At 53.1% G+C, this 23057-nt stretch carries 21 protein-coding genes; 14 read left to right on the top strand and 7 right to left on the bottom strand.

Translation table 11 applies throughout. From position 1 onward, the window contains the following. Nucleotides 1–21: 21 nt before the first annotated feature. Nucleotides 22–3030 (bottom strand): tetratricopeptide repeat protein, encoded by a 3009-nt coding sequence (locus tag H8B13_RS17455; protein ID WP_187312103.1) that lies wholly within the window; start codon nucleotides 3028–3030, stop codon nucleotides 22–24. A gap of 219 nt (nucleotides 3031–3249) precedes the next feature. Between H8B13_RS17455 and H8B13_RS17450 the strand changes: the two genes are divergently transcribed. The 8 genes from H8B13_RS17450 to atpG all read left to right on the top strand — a co-directional run bounded on the left by H8B13_RS17450 (nucleotide 3250) and on the right by atpG (nucleotide 9315). Then, complete coding sequence (locus H8B13_RS17450; RefSeq protein WP_187312102.1) at nucleotides 3250–3492, top strand: AtpZ/AtpI family protein; 243 nt, start codon at nucleotides 3250–3252, stop codon at nucleotides 3490–3492. Between the two features lie 66 nt (nucleotides 3493–3558). Further along, nucleotides 3559–3951, top strand: coding sequence for a hypothetical protein (locus H8B13_RS17445; RefSeq protein ID WP_187312101.1), 393 nt, complete (start codon nucleotides 3559–3561; stop codon nucleotides 3949–3951). A 33-nt stretch (nucleotides 3952–3984) separates the two neighbouring features. After that, on the top strand, nucleotides 3985–5055 hold the full coding sequence (atpB, locus tag H8B13_RS17440; protein ID WP_187312100.1) for a F0F1 ATP synthase subunit A: 1071 nt from the start codon (nucleotides 3985–3987) through the stop codon (nucleotides 5053–5055). 64 nt (nucleotides 5056–5119) lie between these two features. Next, entirely contained in the window at nucleotides 5120–5389 is a 270-nt protein-coding gene (atpE, locus tag H8B13_RS17435; RefSeq protein ID WP_084443863.1) for an ATP synthase F0 subunit C, read from the top strand. A 211-nt stretch (nucleotides 5390–5600) separates the two neighbouring features. Next, complete coding sequence (locus H8B13_RS17430) at nucleotides 5601–6098, top strand: F0F1 ATP synthase subunit B (protein WP_187312099.1); 498 nt, start codon at nucleotides 5601–5603, stop codon at nucleotides 6096–6098. 87 nt (nucleotides 6099–6185) lie between these two features. Next, nucleotides 6186–6746, top strand: coding sequence for an ATP synthase F1 subunit delta (atpH, locus tag H8B13_RS17425; protein ID WP_187312098.1), 561 nt, complete (start codon nucleotides 6186–6188; stop codon nucleotides 6744–6746). Nucleotides 6747–6755: 9 nt separating this feature from the next. Beyond that, a complete protein-coding gene (atpA, locus tag H8B13_RS17420) occupies nucleotides 6756–8336 on the top strand; it encodes a F0F1 ATP synthase subunit alpha (RefSeq protein ID WP_187312097.1) in 1581 nt (526 codons plus the stop codon). 85 nt (nucleotides 8337–8421) lie between these two features. After that, on the top strand, nucleotides 8422–9315 hold the full coding sequence (gene atpG, locus H8B13_RS17415) for an ATP synthase F1 subunit gamma (protein ID WP_187312096.1): 894 nt from the start codon (nucleotides 8422–8424) through the stop codon (nucleotides 9313–9315). 79 nt (nucleotides 9316–9394) lie between these two features. Here atpG and H8B13_RS17410 read toward each other — a convergent pair whose 3' ends face one another. Further along, nucleotides 9395–10120, bottom strand: coding sequence for an HAD family hydrolase (locus tag H8B13_RS17410; protein WP_187312095.1), 726 nt, complete (start codon nucleotides 10118–10120; stop codon nucleotides 9395–9397). A gap of 169 nt (nucleotides 10121–10289) precedes the next feature. Here H8B13_RS17410 and pafA point away from each other — a divergent pair, with 169 nt between their 5' ends. The 4 genes from pafA (at nucleotide 10290) to H8B13_RS17390 (ending at nucleotide 14505) form a co-directional block, all read left to right on the top strand. After that, entirely contained in the window at nucleotides 10290–11999 is a 1710-nt protein-coding gene (gene pafA / locus H8B13_RS17405) for an alkaline phosphatase PafA (protein WP_187312094.1), read from the top strand. 185 nt (nucleotides 12000–12184) lie between these two features. Continuing rightward, complete coding sequence (locus H8B13_RS17400; RefSeq protein WP_133274276.1) at nucleotides 12185–12772, top strand: inorganic diphosphatase; 588 nt, start codon at nucleotides 12185–12187, stop codon at nucleotides 12770–12772. A gap of 89 nt (nucleotides 12773–12861) precedes the next feature. Continuing rightward, nucleotides 12862–13545: a DUF6766 family protein gene (locus H8B13_RS17395; protein ID WP_187312093.1), complete on the top strand. Its 684-nt coding sequence runs from the start codon at nucleotides 12862–12864 to the stop codon at nucleotides 13543–13545. Between the two features lie 63 nt (nucleotides 13546–13608). Next, complete coding sequence (locus H8B13_RS17390) at nucleotides 13609–14505, top strand: UbiA family prenyltransferase (protein ID WP_187312092.1); 897 nt, start codon at nucleotides 13609–13611, stop codon at nucleotides 14503–14505. A 31-nt stretch (nucleotides 14506–14536) separates the two neighbouring features. Here H8B13_RS17390 and H8B13_RS17385 read toward each other — a convergent pair whose 3' ends face one another. Then, complete coding sequence (locus tag H8B13_RS17385; protein WP_187312091.1) at nucleotides 14537–16051, bottom strand: NAD(P)H-hydrate dehydratase; 1515 nt, start codon at nucleotides 16049–16051, stop codon at nucleotides 14537–14539. Between the two features lie 189 nt (nucleotides 16052–16240). On the opposite strand from H8B13_RS17385, the gene msrB reads away from it, so the two are divergent. Together msrB and sdaAA are read left to right on the top strand one after the other, a co-directional pair. Beyond that, on the top strand, nucleotides 16241–16699 hold the full coding sequence (gene msrB, locus H8B13_RS17380; RefSeq protein ID WP_187312090.1) for a peptide-methionine (R)-S-oxide reductase MsrB: 459 nt from the start codon (nucleotides 16241–16243) through the stop codon (nucleotides 16697–16699). 185 nt (nucleotides 16700–16884) lie between these two features. Further along, nucleotides 16885–17793: an L-serine ammonia-lyase, iron-sulfur-dependent, subunit alpha gene (sdaAA, locus tag H8B13_RS17375; RefSeq protein ID WP_187312089.1), complete on the top strand. Its 909-nt coding sequence runs from the start codon at nucleotides 16885–16887 to the stop codon at nucleotides 17791–17793. 65 nt (nucleotides 17794–17858) lie between these two features. Here the strand turns inward: sdaAA and H8B13_RS17370 are convergent, their stop codons facing one another. From H8B13_RS17370 to ispF, 4 genes are all read right to left on the bottom strand, one after another. Further along, nucleotides 17859–18944: a hypothetical protein gene (locus H8B13_RS17370; RefSeq protein WP_187312088.1), complete on the bottom strand. Its 1086-nt coding sequence runs from the start codon at nucleotides 18942–18944 to the stop codon at nucleotides 17859–17861. A 100-nt stretch (nucleotides 18945–19044) separates the two neighbouring features. Beyond that, on the bottom strand, nucleotides 19045–20418 hold the full coding sequence (locus H8B13_RS17365) for a LutB/LldF family L-lactate oxidation iron-sulfur protein (RefSeq protein WP_187312087.1): 1374 nt from the start codon (nucleotides 20416–20418) through the stop codon (nucleotides 19045–19047). A 208-nt stretch (nucleotides 20419–20626) separates the two neighbouring features. Further along, nucleotides 20627–22327 carry a M28 family peptidase gene (locus tag H8B13_RS17360; RefSeq protein ID WP_187312086.1) on the bottom strand — a complete coding sequence of 567 codons (1701 nt, stop codon included), beginning with the start codon at nucleotides 22325–22327 and terminating at the stop codon, nucleotides 20627–20629. Nucleotides 22328–22400: 73 nt separating this feature from the next. Continuing rightward, complete coding sequence (gene ispF, locus H8B13_RS17355; RefSeq protein WP_187312085.1) at nucleotides 22401–22880, bottom strand: 2-C-methyl-D-erythritol 2,4-cyclodiphosphate synthase; 480 nt, start codon at nucleotides 22878–22880, stop codon at nucleotides 22401–22403. Between the last annotated feature and the right edge of the window lie 177 nt (nucleotides 22881–23057).

Here is a 23057-nt window from a genome sequence, read left to right as displayed (position 1 = left end):
ACTGACCAACTCAAACTAATTTCAATTCTTGATTTCTCTTTCGTAAAAGCGTTGATAATCAGCTAAATCCTTGGTTTGAAGTAGCAATGGGAGATTATCAATACCAATAACCAGGATTTGGTAACCCGCGCCCCGTAATCGGCTTAGCGGCGACTGTGGGCCACGCAGTTTTAGGGCGTAGCTCTGCGCCGCTTTCTGAACCGGCAATGTTTGTACCACCACCAATTCCACCGAATCACCGAGGGCAGTAGGTTGCACTTGAAGGTTGTTGGCGCGATAAAAGCGATTATTGTAGGTAGCAAGGGCCGCTGGCAAAGTGGCTACAGGTGCTGCGCCTTTGGGGAAAATAAGCACTACTGCATGCCCCGTGGCTGGGTTATTCAGGTAAGGAGTGGCTGCTGGCTCAGCGGGAGCAGGTGTAGAATTGCCTCCCGGTGCTGTTGCCGGCGCCGGCGTAGTAGGTTGAGTCGCTACTTTTTCATTCGTCGGAACTGGGGCAGGAGCGGTAGGTTTGGCTGTACTACTAGCTTCTGCTGGCTTGGCAACGGTTGTGGCTGACTGCTTGGCGGGAGTTGGATTGGCTTTTGAAGCAGGAATAGGAGCGGAAACTGGCGGAGCTGCCACCCGATTGACGGGTACCACCGGCCGATTATCAGGAGCTATTGCTACGCGCCGCCGAGTATCTATTTCACCAGGCCGAAAGGCAGAGACGGGGGGCTTTTCTGTGGAAGCCAGAGCGCCACTAATGCTGCCTGCCTTATAATCCTGATACGATTTGAGCAAAATGGCCGCTTGTGGAGCCAATGGACTGCTGGGGTAGTCCTTATAAAACTTTTGGACCGCTGCCTGCGCCGATAGTGGCGGTTGGGTTCGAATGGTAAGCAGTGTGTTGAGAAAAGCTACTCGGTCGTTCAGAGCGTTATCCGGATATTGGCGTTTTACTTGGTCCAGCAAGCCCGCTGCCTTTTTAAAGTCCTGCTTTTTATAAAGGACAAAGGCTGAATCTACCAAGACGCCTACCTGCGCATTGGCCAGTGAGGTGCGCCGCAAATATTCCGGGTCGCCAACCAAGCGGGCGTAGGACGAATTAGGAAACGACTGGCGAAGCCGTTGGCTGTATACTTCGGCCTTGGGGTCATTCTGATCTTTGTAGATCAAATACAGGCTGTAATATACTTCGGGCAAATGCGTGCTGTTGGGGTAGCCTGCTATCAGCTTATCGTAGGTTTCGACGGCACGAGTGGGCTCCCGAAGCTGCTGGTTGTAAATGCCCCCCAGCGCGAATAATGCCTCTTCCATTTGCTTCTGTGAAGCTTGAAGCTGTGGCACTGTAAGCGGAATGTTCTGACGGTATTGGGCAACTAAGCCACGCTCAAATGCTGCGGCATCATTAGCAGCAGGGGCAGCACCAGTTGCTGAGTTCACACCAGCGCCGGCCACGCCAGAATTGGTAGCCGGCCCGCTCCCGCTCTGATTCGTAGTAAGGGTGCCGCTAACCTGGCTGCTGACGCGCCAATTGTCTTGTAGCTGTCGGGTGCCCCAGCGCCGAATAAACTCAGACCGGGCCGTGCTAAGCGCCGCCGGATTGTCGAAGTACCATTGGGCGCCAGTGCTCGTATTGGCGAATGCCATTGGATCAATATCAGGATTGCCGGCCCGGGTCTCGCTGACGCCAGTATAGGCCTGTGCTTGCTGCTGTCGTACTTCCTGTGCTTTCTCAGCGGCGGCCAGTCGCTCGGCTTGCTGCTGCCGAGAAGCAATTTCCACCTTAGCATATTCACTAAGCCGCGTGCGTAGCGCGGCAGTATCCAATCGAGCTAATGCCTGTAGGCTGTCCTGTGTTTCGATGATGGTAATCTGCTTAGCGAATTCCTGTAAAATCTGGGCTCGCTCGGCTGTGGCCGCGTACTCAGGGGCCGTGGGGGGCAAATTCTGCACTGCGCTATCGTAATAGGCCGCCGCTAGTTGATACCGTTGCAGATTTTCGTAGTAGATGCGGCCTGCCAGCAGATGGGTATAAGACTTTTGTGCCCGATTGGGCGTAGGCACACGCAACGACTGCTGCACGAGCGCCAGCGCTTCCGGGTAGCGCTGCTGACGATAGTCGAGCCGGGCCATCTCATACAGCACCTTGTCGCGGTACTCCTTATTATTTGGGTCTTTGAGCAGCTTAGCGAAATACTTGTCTAGTCGCGCCCTATCGGTGTTCAGATCAGACACTTGCCCTAGCAGCAGCTTGGAATAGAAATCCAGCTCGTAAGGGGGATTGCGCTTCAGAATCTGGTTCAGCTCAGCATAGGCCTCTTTATCCTGCCCTTGAGCTTGATAGAGTTGCGCCAAAATGTAACGGGTGCGGGAACGCTCATTTTTGGGCTTGATATACGGAATGGCCTTGTTCAGATTCTCAATAGCCAGCTTCGGATTATCAGTTAGCAAATGATACTCCGCACGGGTCAGAAACAACTCCCGGGCAGTACTCTCGCGGCCTTCTTCCTTATCCAATACATCTGATACGGCGGCGGCGTTATCGTACTCTTTCTGAGCCAAGTAAGTGCGCATAAGCCAAATTAAGGCTTCTTGCTTCACTGTGGCGTCTTCGCTGCTGCCGTTGATATAACGGAAAGTCTTGGCTGCCTCCTCGTACTCCTTTTTATAATAGCGTGCCTTTCCAATAACGAGGTAGCTGTCATCCGTCCAGGCGCTGCCCGGTTGGTACTGAAGTGGCAGAGAGGCTTTTTTTATAATATCGTCGAGGTCGGCCGTGATTTTGGTAACAGTCGCGTCGTCCAAGGTTGGGAAGAGAGGTAGGAAGCGGTTGTAGTCGTTGATACGAGCGGCGTACAGCGTAGCCTCAGTCGTACGCATCTTCTCGCGGGCGAGAAAAAAGCCATTATCCCGCGCCACAATATTCCGGTACGTGCGGCCCACCACCGATTTGCGCTCTGAGGAACAAGCAGCCATGCCCGCCACCAACAGCAGCAGCAAAGCCAGCGGAATTGAAAACAGCCGAAAGAGCGGAGTATTAGTCAAAATAGAAAGCAGATCAAGGCGGTGGGTTGGCTATTTAACGCGCCCCAGTAGCCGATTCGTTCGGTGAAGCTGGGGGGCATTTTCTTCTCAACGTTGGGCTTCGGGTAAAATTACTGCTTTTTCCCTGCCTCCTTTTCATATCTGCATAATTCTAAGGAATTGCTACGGGTATTTGTGTGTTGAAAAGTTATACTTTTGCCCCCCATCCTGCTATTTACGATGCCCGCTGTTCCTCCATCCGATAAGCCCACTAACTCCAATCCGGACCGCCTGCGCACTTTTGCTAAGTATTCGGGTTTGGGATTCCAAATGCTAGTCATCATTGGACTGAGCGCGTGGGCTGGCACTGCGCTCGATGAGCGGTTTCAGAACGAGCGGCCTTGGTACACCATTGTATTCATGCTGCTCGGCGTATTTATAGCTATGTATCAAGTCATTCGCTCCCTCACCCGAGACTCATAATTCGTCTACTTACTACCTCATACCTCACCGCTAAGCATTACCCATAGGGCATAACTCTACACCCAAATGATTTTTCTGCGTCAATTTATTCTCTTCTGCTTACTTCTGGGGGGCATTTTTTATGCTTTATCCAGTCAGTTTGGGACGGCGGTCATTCATCCGCTCACCATTTACGTATTTGGATTCTTTGCTCTCCTAACGCTTATCACTTATTGGGTCACTTCCCGGCTCATTCGGGCTAACCCCGATAACTTTATGGGCGCCTACTTCGGTTCGATGGTAGTACGCTTGCTGCTGTCGGTAGGGTTGGTACTAGTATTTCTATATAATGGCGGCGCCCAGGAGCGCCCAGGGCTCTGGACATTTCTGGGGGGCTTTTTTATCCTGTATTTTCTCTTCGCCGGGTTTGAAATCTGGAGCGTCCTGAGTAACTTGCGCCCGTTTTCAAAACAGGGTTAGTCCAATATCCTGCTCCCACCTAAATTACTCTGAATGAAGCGTTTACTGATAGCTCTCTTTTGCATTCTTTCGCTTCCTGTTTTTGCCCAAGAGCACGCGCCCACCGTTGAAGAAGCCACCGACTCGGAAGCCTTCAGTCCCGGCGAGATGATTCTGCACCACATTGGCGATGCCCATGAGTGGCATTTCGCTACTCTTGGCGATGAGAAAGAGCATGGTATTCACTTCACTATTCCGCTGCCAATCATTGCTTATCAAGCCGGTAAAGGTCTAAGTATATTCTCTTCATCGCAGCTTGCTGAAGGCAAAACCTATAATGGCCTGAAGCTGGAGCACGAGCACCTTATAGCCGAGGATGGTGGCAAGGTATATGACTTTTCAATTACTAAAAATGTTGCCTCCCTAATGCTGAGTGCAGCTCTGCTGTTAGGCATTTTCTTCACAGTGGCTAGTCGTTACAAGACGAACAAAGGCGGCGCTCCAAAAGGCGTGCAGTCTTTCTTCGAGCCTATCATCATCTTTATTCGCGATGAAGTAGGCAAAAAAGCCATCGGTCCTAAGTATGAGCGATACATGCCGTATTTGCTCACCGTATTCTTCTTTATCTGGTTCAGCAACTTGCTAGGCTTGCTACCTGGCGCAGCCAATCTCACTGGCAACATCGCCGTGACGCTGACCTTGGCCGTCCTGACGTTGCTTATCACCTTGTTTAGCTCCAATAAGAATTACTGGGCTCACATCTTTGCTACCCCCGGTGTGCCCAAGGCTTTGTTGCCTATCATGATTCCAGTAGAACTTATTGGCGTAGTGGTAAAACCATTTTCGCTCATGGTTCGTCTGTTTGCCAACATCACGGCCGGCCACATCGTGATTCTGAGCTTTATTAGCTTGATTTTCATCTTCCAAAGTGTTTTGATTAGCCCTGTTACACTGGCTTTCGGCTTGTTTATCAACATGCTGGAACTGTTAGTAGCTATTTTGCAGGCGTATATCTTCACGCTGTTGACCGCCATGTACATTGGCGGTGCTGTAGAGGAGCATCATCACGATGCCGACCTCCAAATTGGGGGCGACAACTCGGCTACTCCAGCACACGGTCACTAGGCCATTAAGTTTACATTACTCACCCTGATTTTTTCGTTTTTCACTTCCCTCTAATTTTTGTTTTATGCTTCTTTCTCTGTTTTTGCAGGCTGTCAGTGACGTTTCCAATTCGGTTGGTCTAGCCGTAATGGGTGCCGGTATCGGTGCCGGTCTGGTTGCTCTTGGTGTTGGTCTGGGTATCGGCCGCATCGGTGGTAGCGCCATGGAAGCCATTGGCCGTCAGCCCGAAGCTGCAGGTCGCATCCAAACTGCTATGCTGATTGTAGCGGCTCTGATCGAAGGTCTGGGCCTGTTCGCAGTCGTAGTCTGCTTGCTGATTTCCTTCAACCTCTAGAGATAGGGGCACACACTTAGGCAGCCCGCTGCGCGTCGCTTCGGCGCACGGCGCGGCGGGCTGACTTGGCTTTTTAGTAGTGAGTATTTAGTAGCTGGTAGTTGGCACTGAATATAGATTCCACCCACTGCATCTGAGGTGCTGTCCGTTTATCAATAAGCAGCACTAACTACCAATTACATACTGACTACCCCATACTAACTACCGCTTTATGCCTCCCTTAGTAACCCCCGAATTAGGCCTGATCTTCTGGCAGTTGGTGATTTTCGGCTTGGTGCTGCTTCTGCTGGCCAAGTTTGCTTGGCGTCCCATTCTTGCCTCTCTTAAGGAGCGGGAAGATTCCATTGAAAGCGCTCTACGCATGGCTGACCAAGCCAAGCTCGAGATGCAACAGTTGAAGGTCGGCAATGAAAAGCTGCTGACTGAAGCGCGCCAAGAGCGCGATAAGATTATGCAGGAAGCCACTCAAATGGCTAACCAACTGATCGAGCAAGCCAAAACCAAAGCGAATGAAGAAGGCGGCCGCATGATCGTGCAGGCACGCGAAGCCATTCAGAACGAGAAAAACGCTGCGCTGGCCGAAGTGAAAAACACGGCTGCTCAGCTTTCTATTGATATTGCTGAGCGCATTCTGCGCCGTGAACTAGCCGACAGTGGCTCCCAGCAGCAACTCGTAAACTCGTACCTGAAGGACGTTAAGCTTAACTAAAGCAGCAGGTAGCTATAAGCTAAGGCATTGCATCAAATGGTGTTTATTCCTTAGGCTTCAAGTTACCAGTTTCAAACCCTAACAAAAATGTCTGAACAACGAGCTGCTTCCCGCTATGCTAAGTCTATGCTAGACTTGGCGCAGGAGCGAGGCAATCTGCCGCAAGTGAAGGAGGATATGGATCTGTTTGCTAAAACTCTGGAGCAGAACCGTGACCTACGTCTTTTACTGCGCAATCCCATTGTGAAGCACGATAAGAAGCTGGCTATTCTGCGTGCTATTTTCGGGGGCAAAGTGTCAGAGGTGACGGAGAAGTTTTTCACCATCATCACTCAGCACAACCGCGAAAGCGCTTTGGAATGGGTAGCAACTGAGTTTCAGAGTCAATACGAACACCTCCGCGGTATTCAGGTGGCCCAAGTCACAACGGCTCAGCCTCTGACTCCCGCGCTACGCGAGGAAGTAACCGATCTGGTGCGCCGTCAAACCGGCCTCCAGAGCATTACGCTCACTGAGAAAATTGATGAATCACTCATCGGCGGTTTTATACTGCGTGTGGGTGATCAGCAAATTGATGACTCGGTGCGCAACCGCTTGCGCAAGCTGCGCGGCGAGTTCTCTAAGAACCCCTACCAACCCCAACTATAACTCAGCATCATGGCAGAAGTACGTCCGGATGAAGTATCCGCCATCCTGCGGGAGCAGTTGTCCAATTTCAAGACCGCAGCCGAACTAGAAGAAGTCGGCACGGTGCTGCAGGTGGGCGACGGTGTGGCCCGCATCTACGGACTGGGCAATGCCCAGTCGGGGGAATTGCTAGAATTTGAAAACGGCCTGCAAGCCTTAGTTCTTAACCTTGAGGAAGACAACGTAGGTGCCGTAATGCTCGGCGACTACAGCGAGATTCGCGAGGGAGCTACGGTACGCCGCACAAATAAAATTGCCTCCATCAAAGTAGGTGAAGGCATTATTGGCCGCGTGGTAAACACGCTCGGTCAGCCCATTGACGGCCGTGGCCCAATTGCTGGCGAACTGTATGAAATGCCCTTGGAGCGCAAAGCTCCCGGTGTAATCTATCGTCAGCCAGTAAACGAGCCTCTGCAAACGGGTATCAAAGCTATCGACGCTATGATTCCGATTGGCCGTGGCCAGCGCGAATTGATCATTGGTGACCGGCAGACTGGTAAGTCTACAGTAGCTCTTGACGCTATTCTGAACCAGCGCGAGTTCTTCGAGCGCGGTGAGCCCGTATTCTGCATCTATGTAGCCGTAGGTCAGAAAGCTTCCACGGTTGCTCAGGTAGTAAACGCCCTACAGCGCGGTGGCGCGATGGACTACACGGTAGTTGTTGCCGCTTCGGCTTCTGACCCGGCTCCGATGCAATTCTTTGCTCCCTTTACAGGTGCTGCTATCGGTGAGTTCTTCCGTGATACCGGTCGTCCTGCACTGGTTGTGTACGATGACTTATCAAAGCAGGCGGTAGCTTATCGCGAGGTGTCACTGTTGCTACGTCGCCCTCCAGGCCGCGAGGCTTATCCTGGTGACGTATTCTATCTGCATAGCCGTTTGCTGGAGCGTGCCGCGAAGATTAACGCTTCCGACGCTATCGCCCGTGACATGAACGACTTGCCTGAGAGCATTAAGCACTTGGTAAAAGGTGGCGGTTCGCTAACGGCTCTTCCCTTGATTGAGACTCAAGCTGGTGACGTATCGGCTTACATCCCGACCAACGTAATTTCGATTACGGACGGACAGATCTTCTTGGAAACCAACTTGTTTAACTCGGGTGTACGCCCTGCTATCAACGTAGGTATCTCGGTGTCGCGCGTAGGTGGTAACGCCCAGATCAAGTCGATGAAGAAGGTAGCTGGTACGCTAAAGCTGGATCAAGCCCAGTTCCGCGAGTTAGAAGCCTTTGCTAAGTTCGGTTCTGACCTCGATGCTTCTACCAAACTCACTATCGAGCGTGGTCGTCGCAACCTAGAGATTCTGAAGCAGCCTCAGTTCTCACCTGTAAAGGTGGAAGACCAGGTGGCTATTATCTACGCAGCTACCAACGGCTTGCTTGATAACGTGCCCGTTGAAAAGGTTCGTGCCTTCGAAACCGAGTTCCGTCAGGTTATGCAGACCCGTCATCCTGAGGCTCTACAGGCTTTGAAAGCAGGTAAGCTTGATGACAGCATTACGAACGCTATCCGTCAGGTAGCGAAAGACTTGTCGGCGTCTTACGCCAAATAAATAGTTAGATACCTGAGGATTGGATGAAGTCACTTTTGTAGCTAATCATTCAGTTCTCAGGTATTCAACAAGTTGATAATTAAGAATGGCCAGCTTAAAAGAAGTCCGCAGCCGCATCATATCGGTGCAGAGCACGCAGCAAATCACCAAAGCCATGAAAATGGTGGCGGCGGCTAAGCTGCGCCGCGCGCAGGATAACATCCTACGTATGCGCCCCTATGCCCAGCGGCTAAACAGTATTCTGAGCAATCTGACTAGCTCTGCTGAAAGCGGAGTAGAAAGTGAGTACAACGTGCAGCGCGAAGTACGCCGTGTGCTTGTCATTGCCATTACCTCTGACCGCGGCTTGGCTGGCGCTTTTAATAGCAACGTTTTTAAAGGCGTAAATCAGTTGTTGGCAAGTCGTTACAGCGCTCAAGCTGCGGCCGGTAATGTAACGGTGTTGGCTATTGGCAAGCGTGCCCACGAGTATTTTGTGCGTCGCCGCCTGCCAATGCTGGGTAACTACAACCACGTTTTCGGCTCCTTATCATTCGACACGGTACGCGTTGCGGCTGAGGAAGCGATGGAAGGTTTCCGTTCTGGGCAGTTCGATGAGGTGACGATGGTGTATAATGAGTTTAAGAACGTAGCTACGCAAATAGTACGCGCTGAACAGTTGTTACCGCTCGTAGCCGTTGAGGCTCCTGTCACGGCGACGCCAACCGCCAACGTTGACTACATCTTCGAGCCCTCAAAGGAGCAAATCGTGCAAACATTGATTCCGCAGTCTCTGAAGGTGCAGCTGTATAAGGCTGTGTTAGAGAGCAATGCCTCAGAGCACGGCGCCCGCATGACGGCGATGGATAAGGCTACTGAAAACGCTGGTGAATTGTTGAAATCATTGAAGCTCACGTATAACCGTACGCGTCAGGCTGCTATTACTACTGAGATTCTTGAAATTGTGGGTGGTGCTGAAGCACTGGCCGCAAGTCGTTAAAAAAGATTTTATTACATAAAAAAGCCTCCCATATTTATTCTGGGGGGCTTTTTTATATAATGAAACACTAGAATGCATATCAAAGCTTGGCGTACTGGCGTTGGGCTAGCTGTTTGTCAGGTTTAGGTGCAGTAGGGTGTTGTTCTATAAGATCAAATACATCCTGGGGGGCAATTTCAGTGAAGTTCTTGATTACTTTCATAGGGTTTTGAAACTTGCTGGCCTTCACACTAGTGCTAAGGCAAACGCAGCGCATCCCTGCTTTATAGGCTGATTGTTCACCTAGCACCGCATCCTCAAAGACAATACACCGCTCCGGCGGCACTCCGAGCTGCTTAGCAGCAACGGTGAACGTGTCGGCGTGCGGCTTGCCCCGCTCTACATCAGCCTTGCCCGTGATAGTATCGAACAAGTGACGCAGGTTTAAGTGGTCGATGATATACTCTATTGTTTCGGGAGGCGAAGCTGTTCCGAGGCCTATTTTGAAACCTGCGGCCCGCGCTGCCGTCAGAAAGTCGGTGAGGCCAGCTGCCGCGCGGCGCTTATTCCAGTAGAGAACCCGATACAGAAACTCGCGTTGATCGGCGTATTTCTTAAGATCCCTCTCAGGCACCGGATGTCGGAAAACTGTTTTCAGGATATTGGTAGCTGGCATACCATTCAGGCGCTCTAGCAGCCGTCGTGCATTAGTGGTGAGCCCATGTTCGCGAAATAGTAGCTGAAAGGCGCGAGCTTGGTACGCAGTATTGTCAATTAACACTCCATCCATATCAAAGATGAGAGCGTAGTCGGAAGCGTTAGGCATACAAGTAGAAAGTAGTTTTAATAAAAGGATAATCCGTCGGTGTACGGTGGGTAGGCTATTTCGGCTGCTGGCTCCCTGAATTACGGCCGCGGGCGTCTATCTTTGCGGCCGCAAACCTTGGCTTTTATCGCCAACCGCAAGAAGCCAGGCGGTTACATACGCTACTGTTTTGAAAAAGAGCCTATTCCTGTTGCTGGCCGCTGTCCTGGCAGCACCGACTTTTGCCCAGAAAAAAGGAAAACCCCTTGACCGCCCTAAGCTGATAGTAGGTATAGTGGTAGACCAAATGCGCTACGACTACCTCTATCGCTACTGGGAGAAGTACGGGAATGGAGGCTTTAAACGGCTGCTCGGCGAAGGATTCAGTTACGAAAACACGCACTACAACTACGTGCCGACCTATACCGGGCCGGGCCACGCCAGTATTTATACAGGCACCACGCCTTCCGTTCACGGTATTGTGGGCAACAACTGGTACGTGCGTGAGGCCGGGCGCGCCACGTATGTAACCGAAGACAAAACGGTGCAGTCGGTAGGTGGTACGACAGAGGCCGGGCAACAGTCGCCACGCCATATGCTCACGAGCACCATCACGGACGAACTGCGGTTGGCTACAAATTTTCAGGCGAAGGTGATTGGGATTTCTATGAAGGATCGAGGCTCTATTCTGCCGGCCGGCCATTCCGCCACGGGTGCTTACTGGTATGATGGCGTGAACGGCGCTTTCATTACCAGCACCTTCTACCAAAACAGCTTGCCTGAGTGGGTAGCCAAGTTTAATAGCCGCAACCTGCCGGCTCAGTACCTCGACAAGCCTTGGACTACGCTATTACCCATCGCCCAATACACCGAAAGCACCGCCGACGATGTGCCCTGGGAAAGCACCTTCAGAGGGGAAGCCAAGCCTGTATTTCCCCACGACTTGCCCACGCTGAGCGCCGCGCCAACCGCGCAGACGAATACAGCTCTGCAAACCGCTGGTGAAAAGCCCCCCGTAGCTGCTGGCCGCAACCTCGACCTGATTCGTTCTACTCCCTTCGGCAATACGCTGTCCCTCGATTTTGCCATGGAAGCAATCCGCGCGGAGCAGCTTGGCCAGCGTGGTATAACCGACTTTCTAGCTCTGAGTTTTTCCTCGCCCGACTACGTAGGTCACCAGTTCGGGCCTAATTCTATTGAGGCGGAAGACACTTACCTGCGGCTGGATCTGGAAATAAAGCGCTTGCTGGAGTATCTGGATAAAACAGTGGGCAAGGGCAATGCCCTGATTTTCCTGTCGGCTGACCATGGGGCGGCGCACTCGCCCGACTTCCTGCGGAACCACCGCATTCCGGCCGGGTCAGTGGGGCCACGCATCATGCGTGACTCGGTGCAGCGTGATCTGGTACGTCGGCATGGGGCCGGCAACTGGGTGTTAGCCTACGACAACCAGCAGATATATCTCAACCGGCCGCTTATTGCTGAGCGCAAACAAAACCTTCGTCAGTTTCAGGACGAGGTAGCGGACATTGTATTGAATTTCGCGGGCGTGACGCGTGCCATTACCTCTGATGATTTGCAGAAATCGCACTGGGAAAGTGGCATGCTGATGTACTTGGAAAACGGGTTTTTTCCCAAGCGCAGCGGGGACGTTCTGGTTGTGCTGGAGCCAGGGTGGCTAGAATCATATGCTTATCCCGTCAACAAAGGCACTACCCACGGCTCGTCGGGCAACTACGACACCCATGTGCCGTTAGTGTTCTGGGGCTGGCACGTGCGCCACGGCGAATCGCGCGCTCCGGCTGCTATTACCGATATTGCGCCGACAATTGCCAGCTGGCTCCATATTCAGGAACCGGATGGCTGCACGGGCAAGCCGTTAGTGGAAGTTTTGCGTTAGCATTAGTTTAAGAGTTAGAAGCTGCTTTTAACGGTTAAAATCAGCTTTTTATCGGCTCGCGACATCTTCATTCCAGCTAATCCGTACGCACCTGCGGCCTGCTATTTTTTCTTTACAAGCTCGCGCACGTAGCAGCGGCTGCGTTTTACTTCTGATTTCAAGATTTTACTTTCTTTTTCACAATAATGACTCACTTTAACCCCTGGCACGATGTAGAGCGCGGTGATAACGCTCCGAACGTTGTAAATGGCATCATCGAAATTCCAAAGGGCTCGAAAGGCAAATACGAGTTGGATAAGGCCAGCGGCCTGCTCAAGCTGGACCGCGTGCTGTTCTCGGCGGTGCATTACCCTGCCGCTTACGGCTTTATTCCTCAGACCTACTGCGACGATAAAGACCCGCTTGACATTCTGGTTATCTGCTCCGTCGATGTGGTGCCCATGTGTATTATTGAGGCCAAAGTCATTGGTGTAATGCAGATGATTGATCAGAATGAGGAGGACGACAAGATTATTGCCGTGGCCGCCAATGACATTTCGGTCAATCACTTCAACGATATCGCCGATTTGCCCCCCCACACCCTGCGCGAGATGCGTCGCTTCTTCGAGGATTATAAAGCCCTAGAGAACAAGCAAGTTTCGGTAGAGCGCTTTATGGGCCGCGAAGATGCTTACCGCATCATCGCCGACAGCATCAAGCTTTATAACGATACATTTCCGTTAGGTGGCGCAACCCCGCCCGTGAAGCCTCGCCCCGCTGGCGTGGAATTGTAAAAAGGGATATTTCTGTGCTTTAAAGCGGTCCGCTGGTAGTTTGCCGGCGGACCGCTTATCTTTTTTGGGGCTCCGTCGTAAGGCGGTGTATGCTCACCCACCCACCCGCATCGCCCACATGGCGCTGGCTCTATGAGAACAGTCTATCGCTTGTCGTCACTACTTTAGTTGTGCTGACGCTGGTGGGGCAGCTCTTTACAGGCTGGCACGACTACAACAATGAGCTGAAGCAAATGGAGCTGGCTCCGCTCACCTTAGGCCAGTATTTTCAATCAGGACACTTCATAGAAGCCACATTTGAGAACTGGGAAAGCGAGTTTCTGCAAATGGCCCTGTACGTGTTGCTCACTGTGTGGCTGCGCCAACGGGGCTCCTCTGAGTCGAAAAAGCTGTACGAAAAAGAGGAAGTAGACCAAGATCCTGACCCCAGCAAGTCGGATGCGCCGAGCGCAGTGAAGCGTGGCGGCTGGGTATTGAAGCTATATCAGAATTCGCTCAGCTTAACTTTTTTTCTGCTGTTTCTGGGCGCACTGTACCTGCACGCGTTGGGTGGAGCCGAGGTCTATAATATCGAGCAGGTGCACGTAGGTGAACCACCGATAAGCGTGTGGGGATACATGCAAACCTCCCGGTTTTGGTTTGAGTCGCTGCAAAACTGGCAGAGCGAGTTCCTGTCCATCGTTTCCATCGTGGTCTTATCCATTTTTCTGCGTCAGAAAGGCTCCCCTGAATCGAAGCCCGTGGATGCGAATTACGCCGAAACGGGCAAATAAGAGGGAACCGTACCTTTGGGACTGAGCGTTGAGCTTTTTGCCCCCGCTTGCCCACCCGCTGCCATGCACGATAGTATCGACAAATCGCCGGCTACTGCTCCTGCTTCCGCTTTTACTGGCCTGAAGCGGTGGACAGATGCCGTGCTGTATAGCAGCGTGCTGGTGTCGGCAGCGGCGGCGGGACTCACGTGGGCTACGTTTCTTTTCTGGCGCGTAGATATTCCGGGACGGTTGGGGGTAATGATTTTTGCCGCTACCCTATTCCTGTATAACATTGATAGCGTGTTGCCCTATAAGCATAGGCAACAACTCGTGCTGTCGGGCCGCAAGCTCTGGATGATTCAGCACCGCCGGGAACTGTTTATGGTGGCTTTGGGGGCGCTGGCAGTGGCTGGGGGGCTTTTTTGGCTCGATGGCTGGCAGCCGATGACCGGGTTTCTGGCGCATCTGGCCGCTATTTCGCTGCTATACTCATTGCCCATCGTGCGCATTCGAGGCCGCTGGCGTGCCCTGCGTGATTTTCCGCTCCTCAAGGTATTCCTGATTGCCTATGTCTGGGCAGCCGTTACCGTCTGGATTCCGGCTTTGTACCTGCACAAAAGCCTGACCGCACCAGTGGTAATCGTGCTTTTCGCCCGGCGGTTTTTCTTTATTCTGGCTTTGGCTTTCGTGTTTGATATTCGAGATTATACGAAAGACCTGTTGAGCGGCACCCGCACGTTTCCGGGGATTTTTGGAGTGAAAGCCACCAAAATATTAGCTCTATTATCCTTGGCCGTAGCGGGTATCCTCATTCCCCAAGGCGTCACGCCGCTCTATCTACTGGTACTTACTATTCCCACTGCTTTGGCAGCCTTAATTGTGTGGTACGCCGATGAAATGCGCCCCGATTATTACTTCGCTTTGTTGGCCGATGGCGTAATGCTGGTGCAGTTTCTCGCGGTGTATTGGGTGTCTTGAGCAGCCCTCAATATCTACTCAACAAGCACCTCTAGAACGATTCTTTCGTCGTTAACTCTTCCAAAGCTGGTCCTATAAACCGCGCTATATCTCCCGCAACTAAGCCGGCTTCACCGGTGCTATGGGCTGCTAAGTCCCCTGCGCGGCCGTGGGCATAGATGCCAATCAGGGCTGCGTCCAATGGTGAAAGCGGCTGGGCACGGAGCGCGGTGAGAATGCCCGTGAGTACATCGCCCGAGCCGCCCGTGGCCATACCGGGGTTGCCGGTGCTGTTGAAGTAAAGCGTACCATCGGGAGTGCCGAGGCACGTGTTAGCCCCTTTCAGGATCGTATAGCAGCTATACTTTTGGCAGAAATCGCGTAGCAAATCTAGCCGGTGGTAATCGTCGCGGGCGGGACTTGCTAGACGTTCAAACTCTTTGGGGTGCGGGGTGAGCAGCGAATTGGGTGGAAGTGTGGCTAATAGCTCCCGATTTTCGGCCAAGATATTCAGGGCATCGGCGTCCAGCACGAGCGGCACTTTCGCTTCGCGTAGTAGTTGCGCCAGCACCTGCTGGGGGGCTTTTTCTTTGCCCAGCCCGGGACCGATTCCGATACTGGAGTAGGGGGCAAGGTCGGGTAACTCGGACACGAAATCGGCAGCCGGGTCGGTGAGACACATAGCTTCGGGCACTGCTGTTTGCACCACATCGTAGCCAACAGCGGGTACTCGCAGCGTAAGCAGGCCCACGCCGCTGCGCAGGCAGGCCTGCGCGGCCAGCACCGCTGCTCCTATCTTGCCCTTGCTGCCGGCCAGCAACAACGCGTGACCATAGGTGCCCTTATGAGCGAAACGTGCCCGCTTCTGAAGCCGTCCGGCTAATAATGCGGCGTCAATGAAGTGAAGTTTGGTCGCGGTTTCTTGGATAAACTTCTGGTCTAAGTCAATAGGCAGCACGTGCCACTGGCCAACATACGCAGCATTATGAGGCAGCATAAAGGCCAGCTTTGGCAACTCAAAGCTGACCGTGTGCCGAGCCCTTACTATAGCGCTGTCGGCTGGTTGGGGTGCATCGGAGAAAAGCCCGGACGGGATATCTACGGCTACCACGCGTGCCGAAGCAGTGTTCAGATGCTGCACTACGGCAGCGGCTAGCCCTTCTAGCGGCCGGGACAGACCAGTACCGAACAGCGCGTCAATCACCAGAGTGCCCGCTGGTATGGGGGGCAAATTTGTGGCTGATAGCTCGGTGACGATTATCTCGGGGGGTAATTTCTGGAAGTTTTTCTGAAAATCAGCAGACTGGTTTTCCGACGGTAACACGGCTACCCGCACCGCATAATCGCGGCCATACAGCCGGCGGGCTACCACCAGGCCGTCGCCGCCATTATTGCCGGGGCCACAGAGTATCACTATCTCCCCGGCTTCCTTGGGCGACTGCCGAGCGGTGAGCCAATCAGTGAAAGTAGTGGCAGCGCGCTCCATAAGTGCTTCGGAACTGATGCCTTCAGCTTGAATGGTAGCCTGATCGGCGGCGCGGGTTTGGGCGGCAGTGAGGATCTTCATGATAAGGTGTAGCGTGAAAATGAGACACGCGTTGCTTTGTGCTCGCACTTTCTGCTTACTTTAATCTTAGCGAAATCAGAAAAACTATTTTGCTAAAACGACCAGAACGCAATCAGGCTATCTATTTAAACTTCCACGGCGCCCACGGCGTTTGCACATTAATACATTCTCTGACCGAACCACAAGAATATGCAAACCTGGAACGATGTAATTCGTCTCGCCAATAATGGCAATATGCCCCCCGAACGCCGTGTAGTCAAAACTGACGCCGAGTGGAAAGCCCAGCTCACCCCTGAGCAATACCACGTCACGCGCGAGCATGGCACGGAGCGCGCCTTCAGTGGCGAATACTGCGAGGCCCACGAGGCTGGCCTGTACGCCTGCGTCTGCTGCGGTACGCCGCTCTACGACTCGCGCACCAAGTTTGAATCGGGTACGGGCTGGCCGAGCTTTACCCAACCAGTGCAGGACAATGCCATCAAATACAAGAAAGACACCAGCTACGGCATGACCCGTGTGGAAGTGCTTTGCAACGTCTGCGACGCCCACCAGGGCCACGTATTCCCCGACGGACCGCCCCCCAGCGGCCTGCGTTTATGCATTAATTCTGCCTCGGTTCAGCTAGTGACGGAGCCACAGAAAGCATAAGTAAAACAGCACAGCGCTTAACCTGTGTTCAGCTAAAGCGTGAAAAGCAGCTACCTTAACCAGGTAGCTGCTTTTTTGTGCAGCACCCACGAAGCTGCTGCGGAAATTATCGCAATTTTTGCACCCCTCTCTACTGTTTCGCGTTGAAATAGGGAGTTTCCACCCACTTTTGCCTCCCACCCATTATGTCTTTATTATTCACCGATTTTGCCAGCTGGGAAGCCCATTGCGCCCGTACTGGGGAAGCGCTTTATCAACCTGTGCTGGCCTACGAGATTGAGCAGAAGGGCCGCACTGAAGAGGAAATTTGGGTTGGCGTGCAGCGCGCCTACGACGTGATGCGCGAGGCCGTGCATACCGGCCTCACTGAGAATATGACTTCCCGCTCGGGTATGGTAAATAACGGCGCCAAGAAGATTGCCGCCTCACCGGTTACGGTATTGTCGCCCGAGTTTAAGCAGCTAATCACCAGGGCATTGGGTGCGAAGGAAGTAAACTCGTGCATGGGTCGGGTGGTCGCTGCACCTACTGCCGGAGCCTCCGGGATTCTGCCCGGCGTACTGGTTACGCTCCAGGATTTGCATAAACTCAACGACCATAAAATTCACGAAGGCTTGCTTGTGGCGGCTGGCATTGCGCTCATCATCGAGCAGAATGCTTCATTGGCCGGGGCCGTGGGCGGCTGCCAGGCCGAGACAGGTAGCGCCGCCGCGATGGGCGCCGGCGCTATTGTGTATTGCCTGGGTGGCGACGTAGAGCAAACCTTCGCGGCTGTTGCCATTACTATTCAATGTATGCTGGGTCTCATCTGCGACCCAGTGGCGGGATTGGTGGAGGTGCCGTGTGTGGTACGCAATGCCTCGGCGGCGGCTATCGCTTTCTCCTCTGCCCAGATTGCCATTGCCGGCGTTAATCCGGTTATTCCCGTCGATCAGTGCGTGATGGCGCTGGGCGAAGTAGGCCAAAGCATGGAAACGCGCTATAAAGAAACCGCCCTCGGCGGCTTGGCTAACACGCCCCGCGGCCGCGAGATAGAACAGCATGTATTGGTGCAAGACATCAATATTCTACCCGATGAGGAAAACAATTATTAAGTTAAGTTTTTTGAATAAAAAAGCTCCCCAGAAGCTTCCAGGGGGCTTTTTCACTCCGGGGTAATTCACTTGTCAGCTTCTTTCGTGTCACCGGCCTGGGGCGTAATCGGTTTGAGGTCCGGTGCCATCGTGAGCTTGGCCAAATACTCTACTGCGTGTGAGTAATGCCTGCGCAGCAGATGATACTTTTCCCAAGCCGCTTCTTTATCCGCAACTAGTGGAATGCTAGTGTCGGCCAGAAGGTCATAGGTGCGCATAAATTCGGTGCGCTGTGGGTCCTTCATAGGGTCATTTTCTCCACCATATGACTCTGGTGTCGAGCGAATACGTTCCTGAAAATACCGGTATACCCGGTTGAGCGCAACGCAGCCGGCCTTAAAGCATAGTTCGATCTTCGCGTCGCGGCGCTGATCGACGGTGCTCATGATGAGGGCGGCCGCGTCGAGGAGTGTGCCCATCGCCGTTATCCACGAGCGGCCCGACTGCGGCGAGCGGAAATAAACCAATACGGGGAGTGAGGTGTGATTTTCCTCCAGCTCTACAAACCATTCTTCCCAGGCTTCCCATTGCGGTCCATCGTCGAGCAGGGAGCCCGTACGATTAAGCCAGATCAGCAGGACGGGAGCCGACATTGGTGTGCCGGCTCGTCGCTCAAGGCGAGCTACTACCAGCTCGCGCCGCGAATAGGCTTGGTAAATAGTCGGCAGATAAGAGATGAGCAGAGTAAGCAGCAGTAGCCCAAAGGTTGCTTCGGAGTAGGTCAAAATGCTGCCCGCTATGGACTTAGCATCATCAGAACCCAAGGTAAGCAAAGCACTGTTGCTGATTTTAAAGCAATCAATCAAGGAGCCTTCGCCAATTCCCCAGTAAATACCGGTGTAGCCCACAGCCACCATCAGAAGCCAGCTTATTTCCAGCATAATAAGGCTGGTAGGAGCGTACATAGCCATTATGCGGTCGCGCTGGGCGAAGGTGCTAAACAGCGAAGTAAGGCTGCTGAACAGGCGCCGAATAATTAGATAGGTCCACTTGTTGGTGATTACCAGATCGTTGCGCGGCAATACAAAGGAGCGTATAGCTCCCATTACAGTATAAATTACCAAGGCTGCTCCGGCTGCAAAAGCCAGAACATGCGATAATAAATCGAGCATAAGGAGTAGGAGTAGAACACGGGTATGCCGCTTCTCTACTCTTGTTCAGCTCTGAGGGTTGGTTTTAATGATAAAATATTGCCATTCAGCGAGAAGGGGGCTATTTTCGCTCCTTCCACATCTTGTTGAATGACTTGGGCGCCACCTCTAGCGCGTCGCGTCGCTTGTTCCAGCCCACTTGGCTCAACATGCGCATCAGCACCCAGTTTTTAGCTTTGGCAGGCAGTAAGTTCAGCAAGCGCCGACTCTTCATGGTGCGCATCCACAGTTGAATAGCAATGCGCTCTTCTTTGTCCATGTGGCCTTCTGCTACGCTTTGCTGCCGGTTTTTGAGCAAAATGTTGTGAATGTTAATCTTCACCGGGCACACCGATGTGCAGGCGCCGCACAAGCTGGAAGCATAGCTCAAATGCTTATTCTCAGCCATACCCGATAGATGAGGCGTAATCACGGAGCCGATGGGCCCCGAGTACGTAGCCTCGTAGGTGTGGCCACCGATGTTTTTATACACCGGGCACACGTTTAGGCAAGCGCCACAGCGAATGCAGTGCAGCGCCTCCCGCTTATCGGGCTGGGCCAGCAGATTGGTGCGGCCGTTATCTAGTAGCACCACGAACATCTCATCGGGGCCGTCTTTTTCCAGCGGCTGGCGCGGGCCGGTGTAGATGGTGTTGTACACCGTCACTTGCTGACCGGTGCCGCTAGTGCTGAGCAAGGGCCAGAACAGGTTCAGGTCCTGCATCGTTGGAATTACCTTCTCAATGCCCACAATAGCGATGTGCGTGCGCGGAAACGTGGCCGACAAGCGGGCGTTGCCCTCATTTTCGGTTACAGCCACGGCACCGGTATCAGCAATCAGAAAATTGCCCCCCGTGATACCCACTTCGGCCGAGGTGTACTTATCGCGTAGCAAATGGCGGGCGGTAAGCACAAGTTTTTGGGCATCATCGGTGTGCTCGATGCCGAGGTGCTTAACGAAGATGGCAGCAATGTCGGCCTTGCTTAAATGCATGGCCGGCGTCACGATATGGTAGGGCCGCTCGCCGTTGAGCTGCACGATGTACTCGCCCAGATCCGTCTCGATCGACTCGATGCCGTTTTTCTCCAGAAACTTGTTGAGGTGAATCTCCTCAGTGGTCATGCTCTTGGCCTTCACCACCGTGCGGGCGTGGCGGCGGGCCATGATTTTGCCAATCTCATACAAGGCTTCTTCCGCATTCTGGGCCCAAATAACCTTGCCGCCGCGCTCCGTGAAGTTGCGCTCAAACTCCAGCAAGTACTGATCGAGGTTATTAATCACCTTCGCCTTCAAGTACGAGGCCCGCTCCCGCGCCAGTTCATGATCGTAGTACCAAGTGAGGCCAGTTTGCACGGCCGCGTTGTACTTGCCAATGTTGAAGCGAATCTTGCGCCGGTGCTCTAGATCAAAGGCTTTGGACTCTGAATCGGCGAGAAATTGAATGACTTTAGTCATGGCGGCAAAAGGGTAAGAAAGTCGGCCGAAACCAACAGGGGAAGCACCTGGTAACTCTGAATTCTACCTTAAAGTTACGCCTTACACTTGCTATTCAAGCATTAAAGAGCTTCTTGAATATTCTCAGCCTAGCACCCTAGGTAATTGAAGTAATCACAAAAAAAGCCCCCCAGAGAAACTCCGGGGGGCTTTTTCACCAACTAAAAACTTAAGGTTTGCTCGAATCAACTACGATTCGATTGTCGCGGTTAACTAGCTCCCAGGCAGTATAGAATACCAACTGAGCGCGCTTTTCCATCTTCGGAAACTCGATTTTCTCAACTTCGTCGCCGGCGGCGTGGTAGTCATCGTGCACGCCGTTGAAGTAGAAGGCCACTGGAATCTTGTGCTTGGCGAAGTTATAGTGGTCAGAGCGGTAGTAGAAGCGGTTAGGATCTTCCGGGTCGTTGAAGCGGTAGTCCATGTCGATGTTCGTGTACTTCTTATTGGCCGCCTCATTGATGGCGTGCAGCTCTGAGGAGAGCTTATCAGAGCCAATAACGTACACGTAGTCGCCTTTGCCTTCGTGCTCCTTATCGGTGCGGCCAACCATGTCAATGTTCAGGTCAGCAATGGTTTTCTCCAGCGGAAACACCGGATGATCGGTGTAATACTCCGAGCCCAGCAAACCTTTTTCCTCGCCCGTTACGGTCAGGAACAGAATGCTGCGACGTGGGCCGTGACCTTCTTTCTTGGCTTGGGTAAACGCTTGCGCCATTTCGATAACCGATACCGTACCGGAGCCGTCGTCGTCGGCGCCGTTATTTACCTCGCCGTCAACGATGCCGATGTGGTCGTAGTGCGCCGATACTACTAATAGCTCGTCCTTCTTATCGGTGCCTTCCAAGTAGCCCAACACGTTCTCCGTCGTGAAATCTTCCAGCTTCTTGGCGGCGTTGATGCTCACCTTTGCCGGCTTGAACGTAGCCGCTACGGGCTTGCCAGCTTTGCCTACTGACGTCTGATACTGAGCAAGCGCCGCGGCGGTAGTACCGAGCATTTTGCCCCCCACGACCGGCGAAACGAAGAAAGTAGCTACCCGAGGATTAGCTGCCGCGGGTGCTTCTTTGAACGTGATGCTTGGCCGGCTGATGTAAGGCGCCATGCGAGCGGCCAGCTTGGGGAAGTTGCCGTTCGGGTCGGTATCAATAAAGAAGACGCTGCGGGCACCCTTTTGCGTAGCCATAGCCGATTTGGCGCGGTAGTCGGTGCCCCACTTGCTCGGAGAACCATCTTTACCGAGTACCGGCTGCTTCTGCGCGTTCATCGGCTCGCCCAAGAGAATAATCAGGTCTTTCCCTTTCACATCGCCCAAGCTAGCATAGTCAGAGTAGCCATCCTGCTCAATGCCGTAGCCAGCAAATACCGGCTGAATAGCCGTTTCCTGCTGGAATGGCGAAGCGCCCATCGCGTAGAAATCAGTCAGCCACTTATAGGTCTGGCCACCTACTTTCATGGTAGCACCATCAGCCCAGGTGGAGCGCACCATGGTGAAGTGTTGAAGATATGGATTGTCCGAACCCTGAACGGGACCAGTTAGGCCCAGGTCTTTAAACTGCTTGCTGATGTACTCAGCGGCCATTTTCTGACCTTTCTCACCGGTTTCGCGACCCTCGTAAGCGTCGGAGGCCAGAATCGTGAGGTGCTGACGTAGATCGGCCTGCGTAATGGTGGGGCCATAGGTAGCGGCCCAATCGGTGGCAGTGGCTGTGGCAGCGCTGACGTTGGGTTCGGCGCCCTCTTTGGTAGGGGCTTCCGTTTTCTGCTTGCGCTTTACTTTGACTTTACGCTTGGTGGGCGCATCCTGGGCTACAGCGGAGGTAGCACAGCAGGCCGCCAACAGCAGGGCGTAGAACGTGTTTTTCTGCATGGGGTGGAAAAAGTGAATGAATCAGGAAGGAAATGACGCAGGAAGTGCGAAAAAATTGCTTTTAGCTTAAGCCTTACAGCTTAATGATAAGCACGGAAGCATAAGCCGCGACACCCTCTTTCCGACCCACAAAGCCGAGCTTTTCGGTGGTGGTCGCTTTAATAGAGATATCATCAGCTTCAATGCCCATGACTTCAGCTAACACGCGCTGCATTTCCGAGATGTGCGGATTAACCTTCGGCTGCTCCAGGCAGATGGTCGAGTCGATGTTACTTATGGTGTAGCCGCGCTCGTGGAGCAGGCGCACCACTTGGGCCAGCAAACGTTTGCTGTCGATGCCTTTGTACTGCGGATCGGTGTCGGGGAAGTGAAAGCCGATGTCGCGCAGATTGGCCGCGCCTAGCAGCGCATCACAGATAACGTGGATGAGCACATCGGCATCGGAGTGGCCCAGGGCGCCGTGGGTGTGCGGCACCTGAATGCCCCCGAGCCAGAAGGGCAGGCCCTCCCGGAGTTGGTGTACGTCGTAGCCGAAGCCGGTACGAATTTTCATGGAAGCAGAAATTGGGGCGGAGGAATGAATGACGAGCCTAAGGTACGGTAAAGTAGAGAGGAAGCCCCAAAGCAACGTGTGGGGGGCAAATTTGCGGCCCCGAAAAATAAAGTTGGCGAAGTGTAAAGTAAGATTTGCCCCCCAGCGTCTGCCTAGCTACTAGATAGCCGGGCAAAA

Origin of the sequence: Hymenobacter sp. BT188 (genome assembly GCF_014333585.1) — a bacterium.
In the GTDB taxonomy this organism is placed as follows: Bacteria; Bacteroidota; Bacteroidia; order Cytophagales; family Hymenobacteraceae; genus Hymenobacter.
The sequence above is the reverse complement of the archived record's forward strand: the minus strand, read 5'-3'. Positions and strand labels throughout refer to the sequence as shown.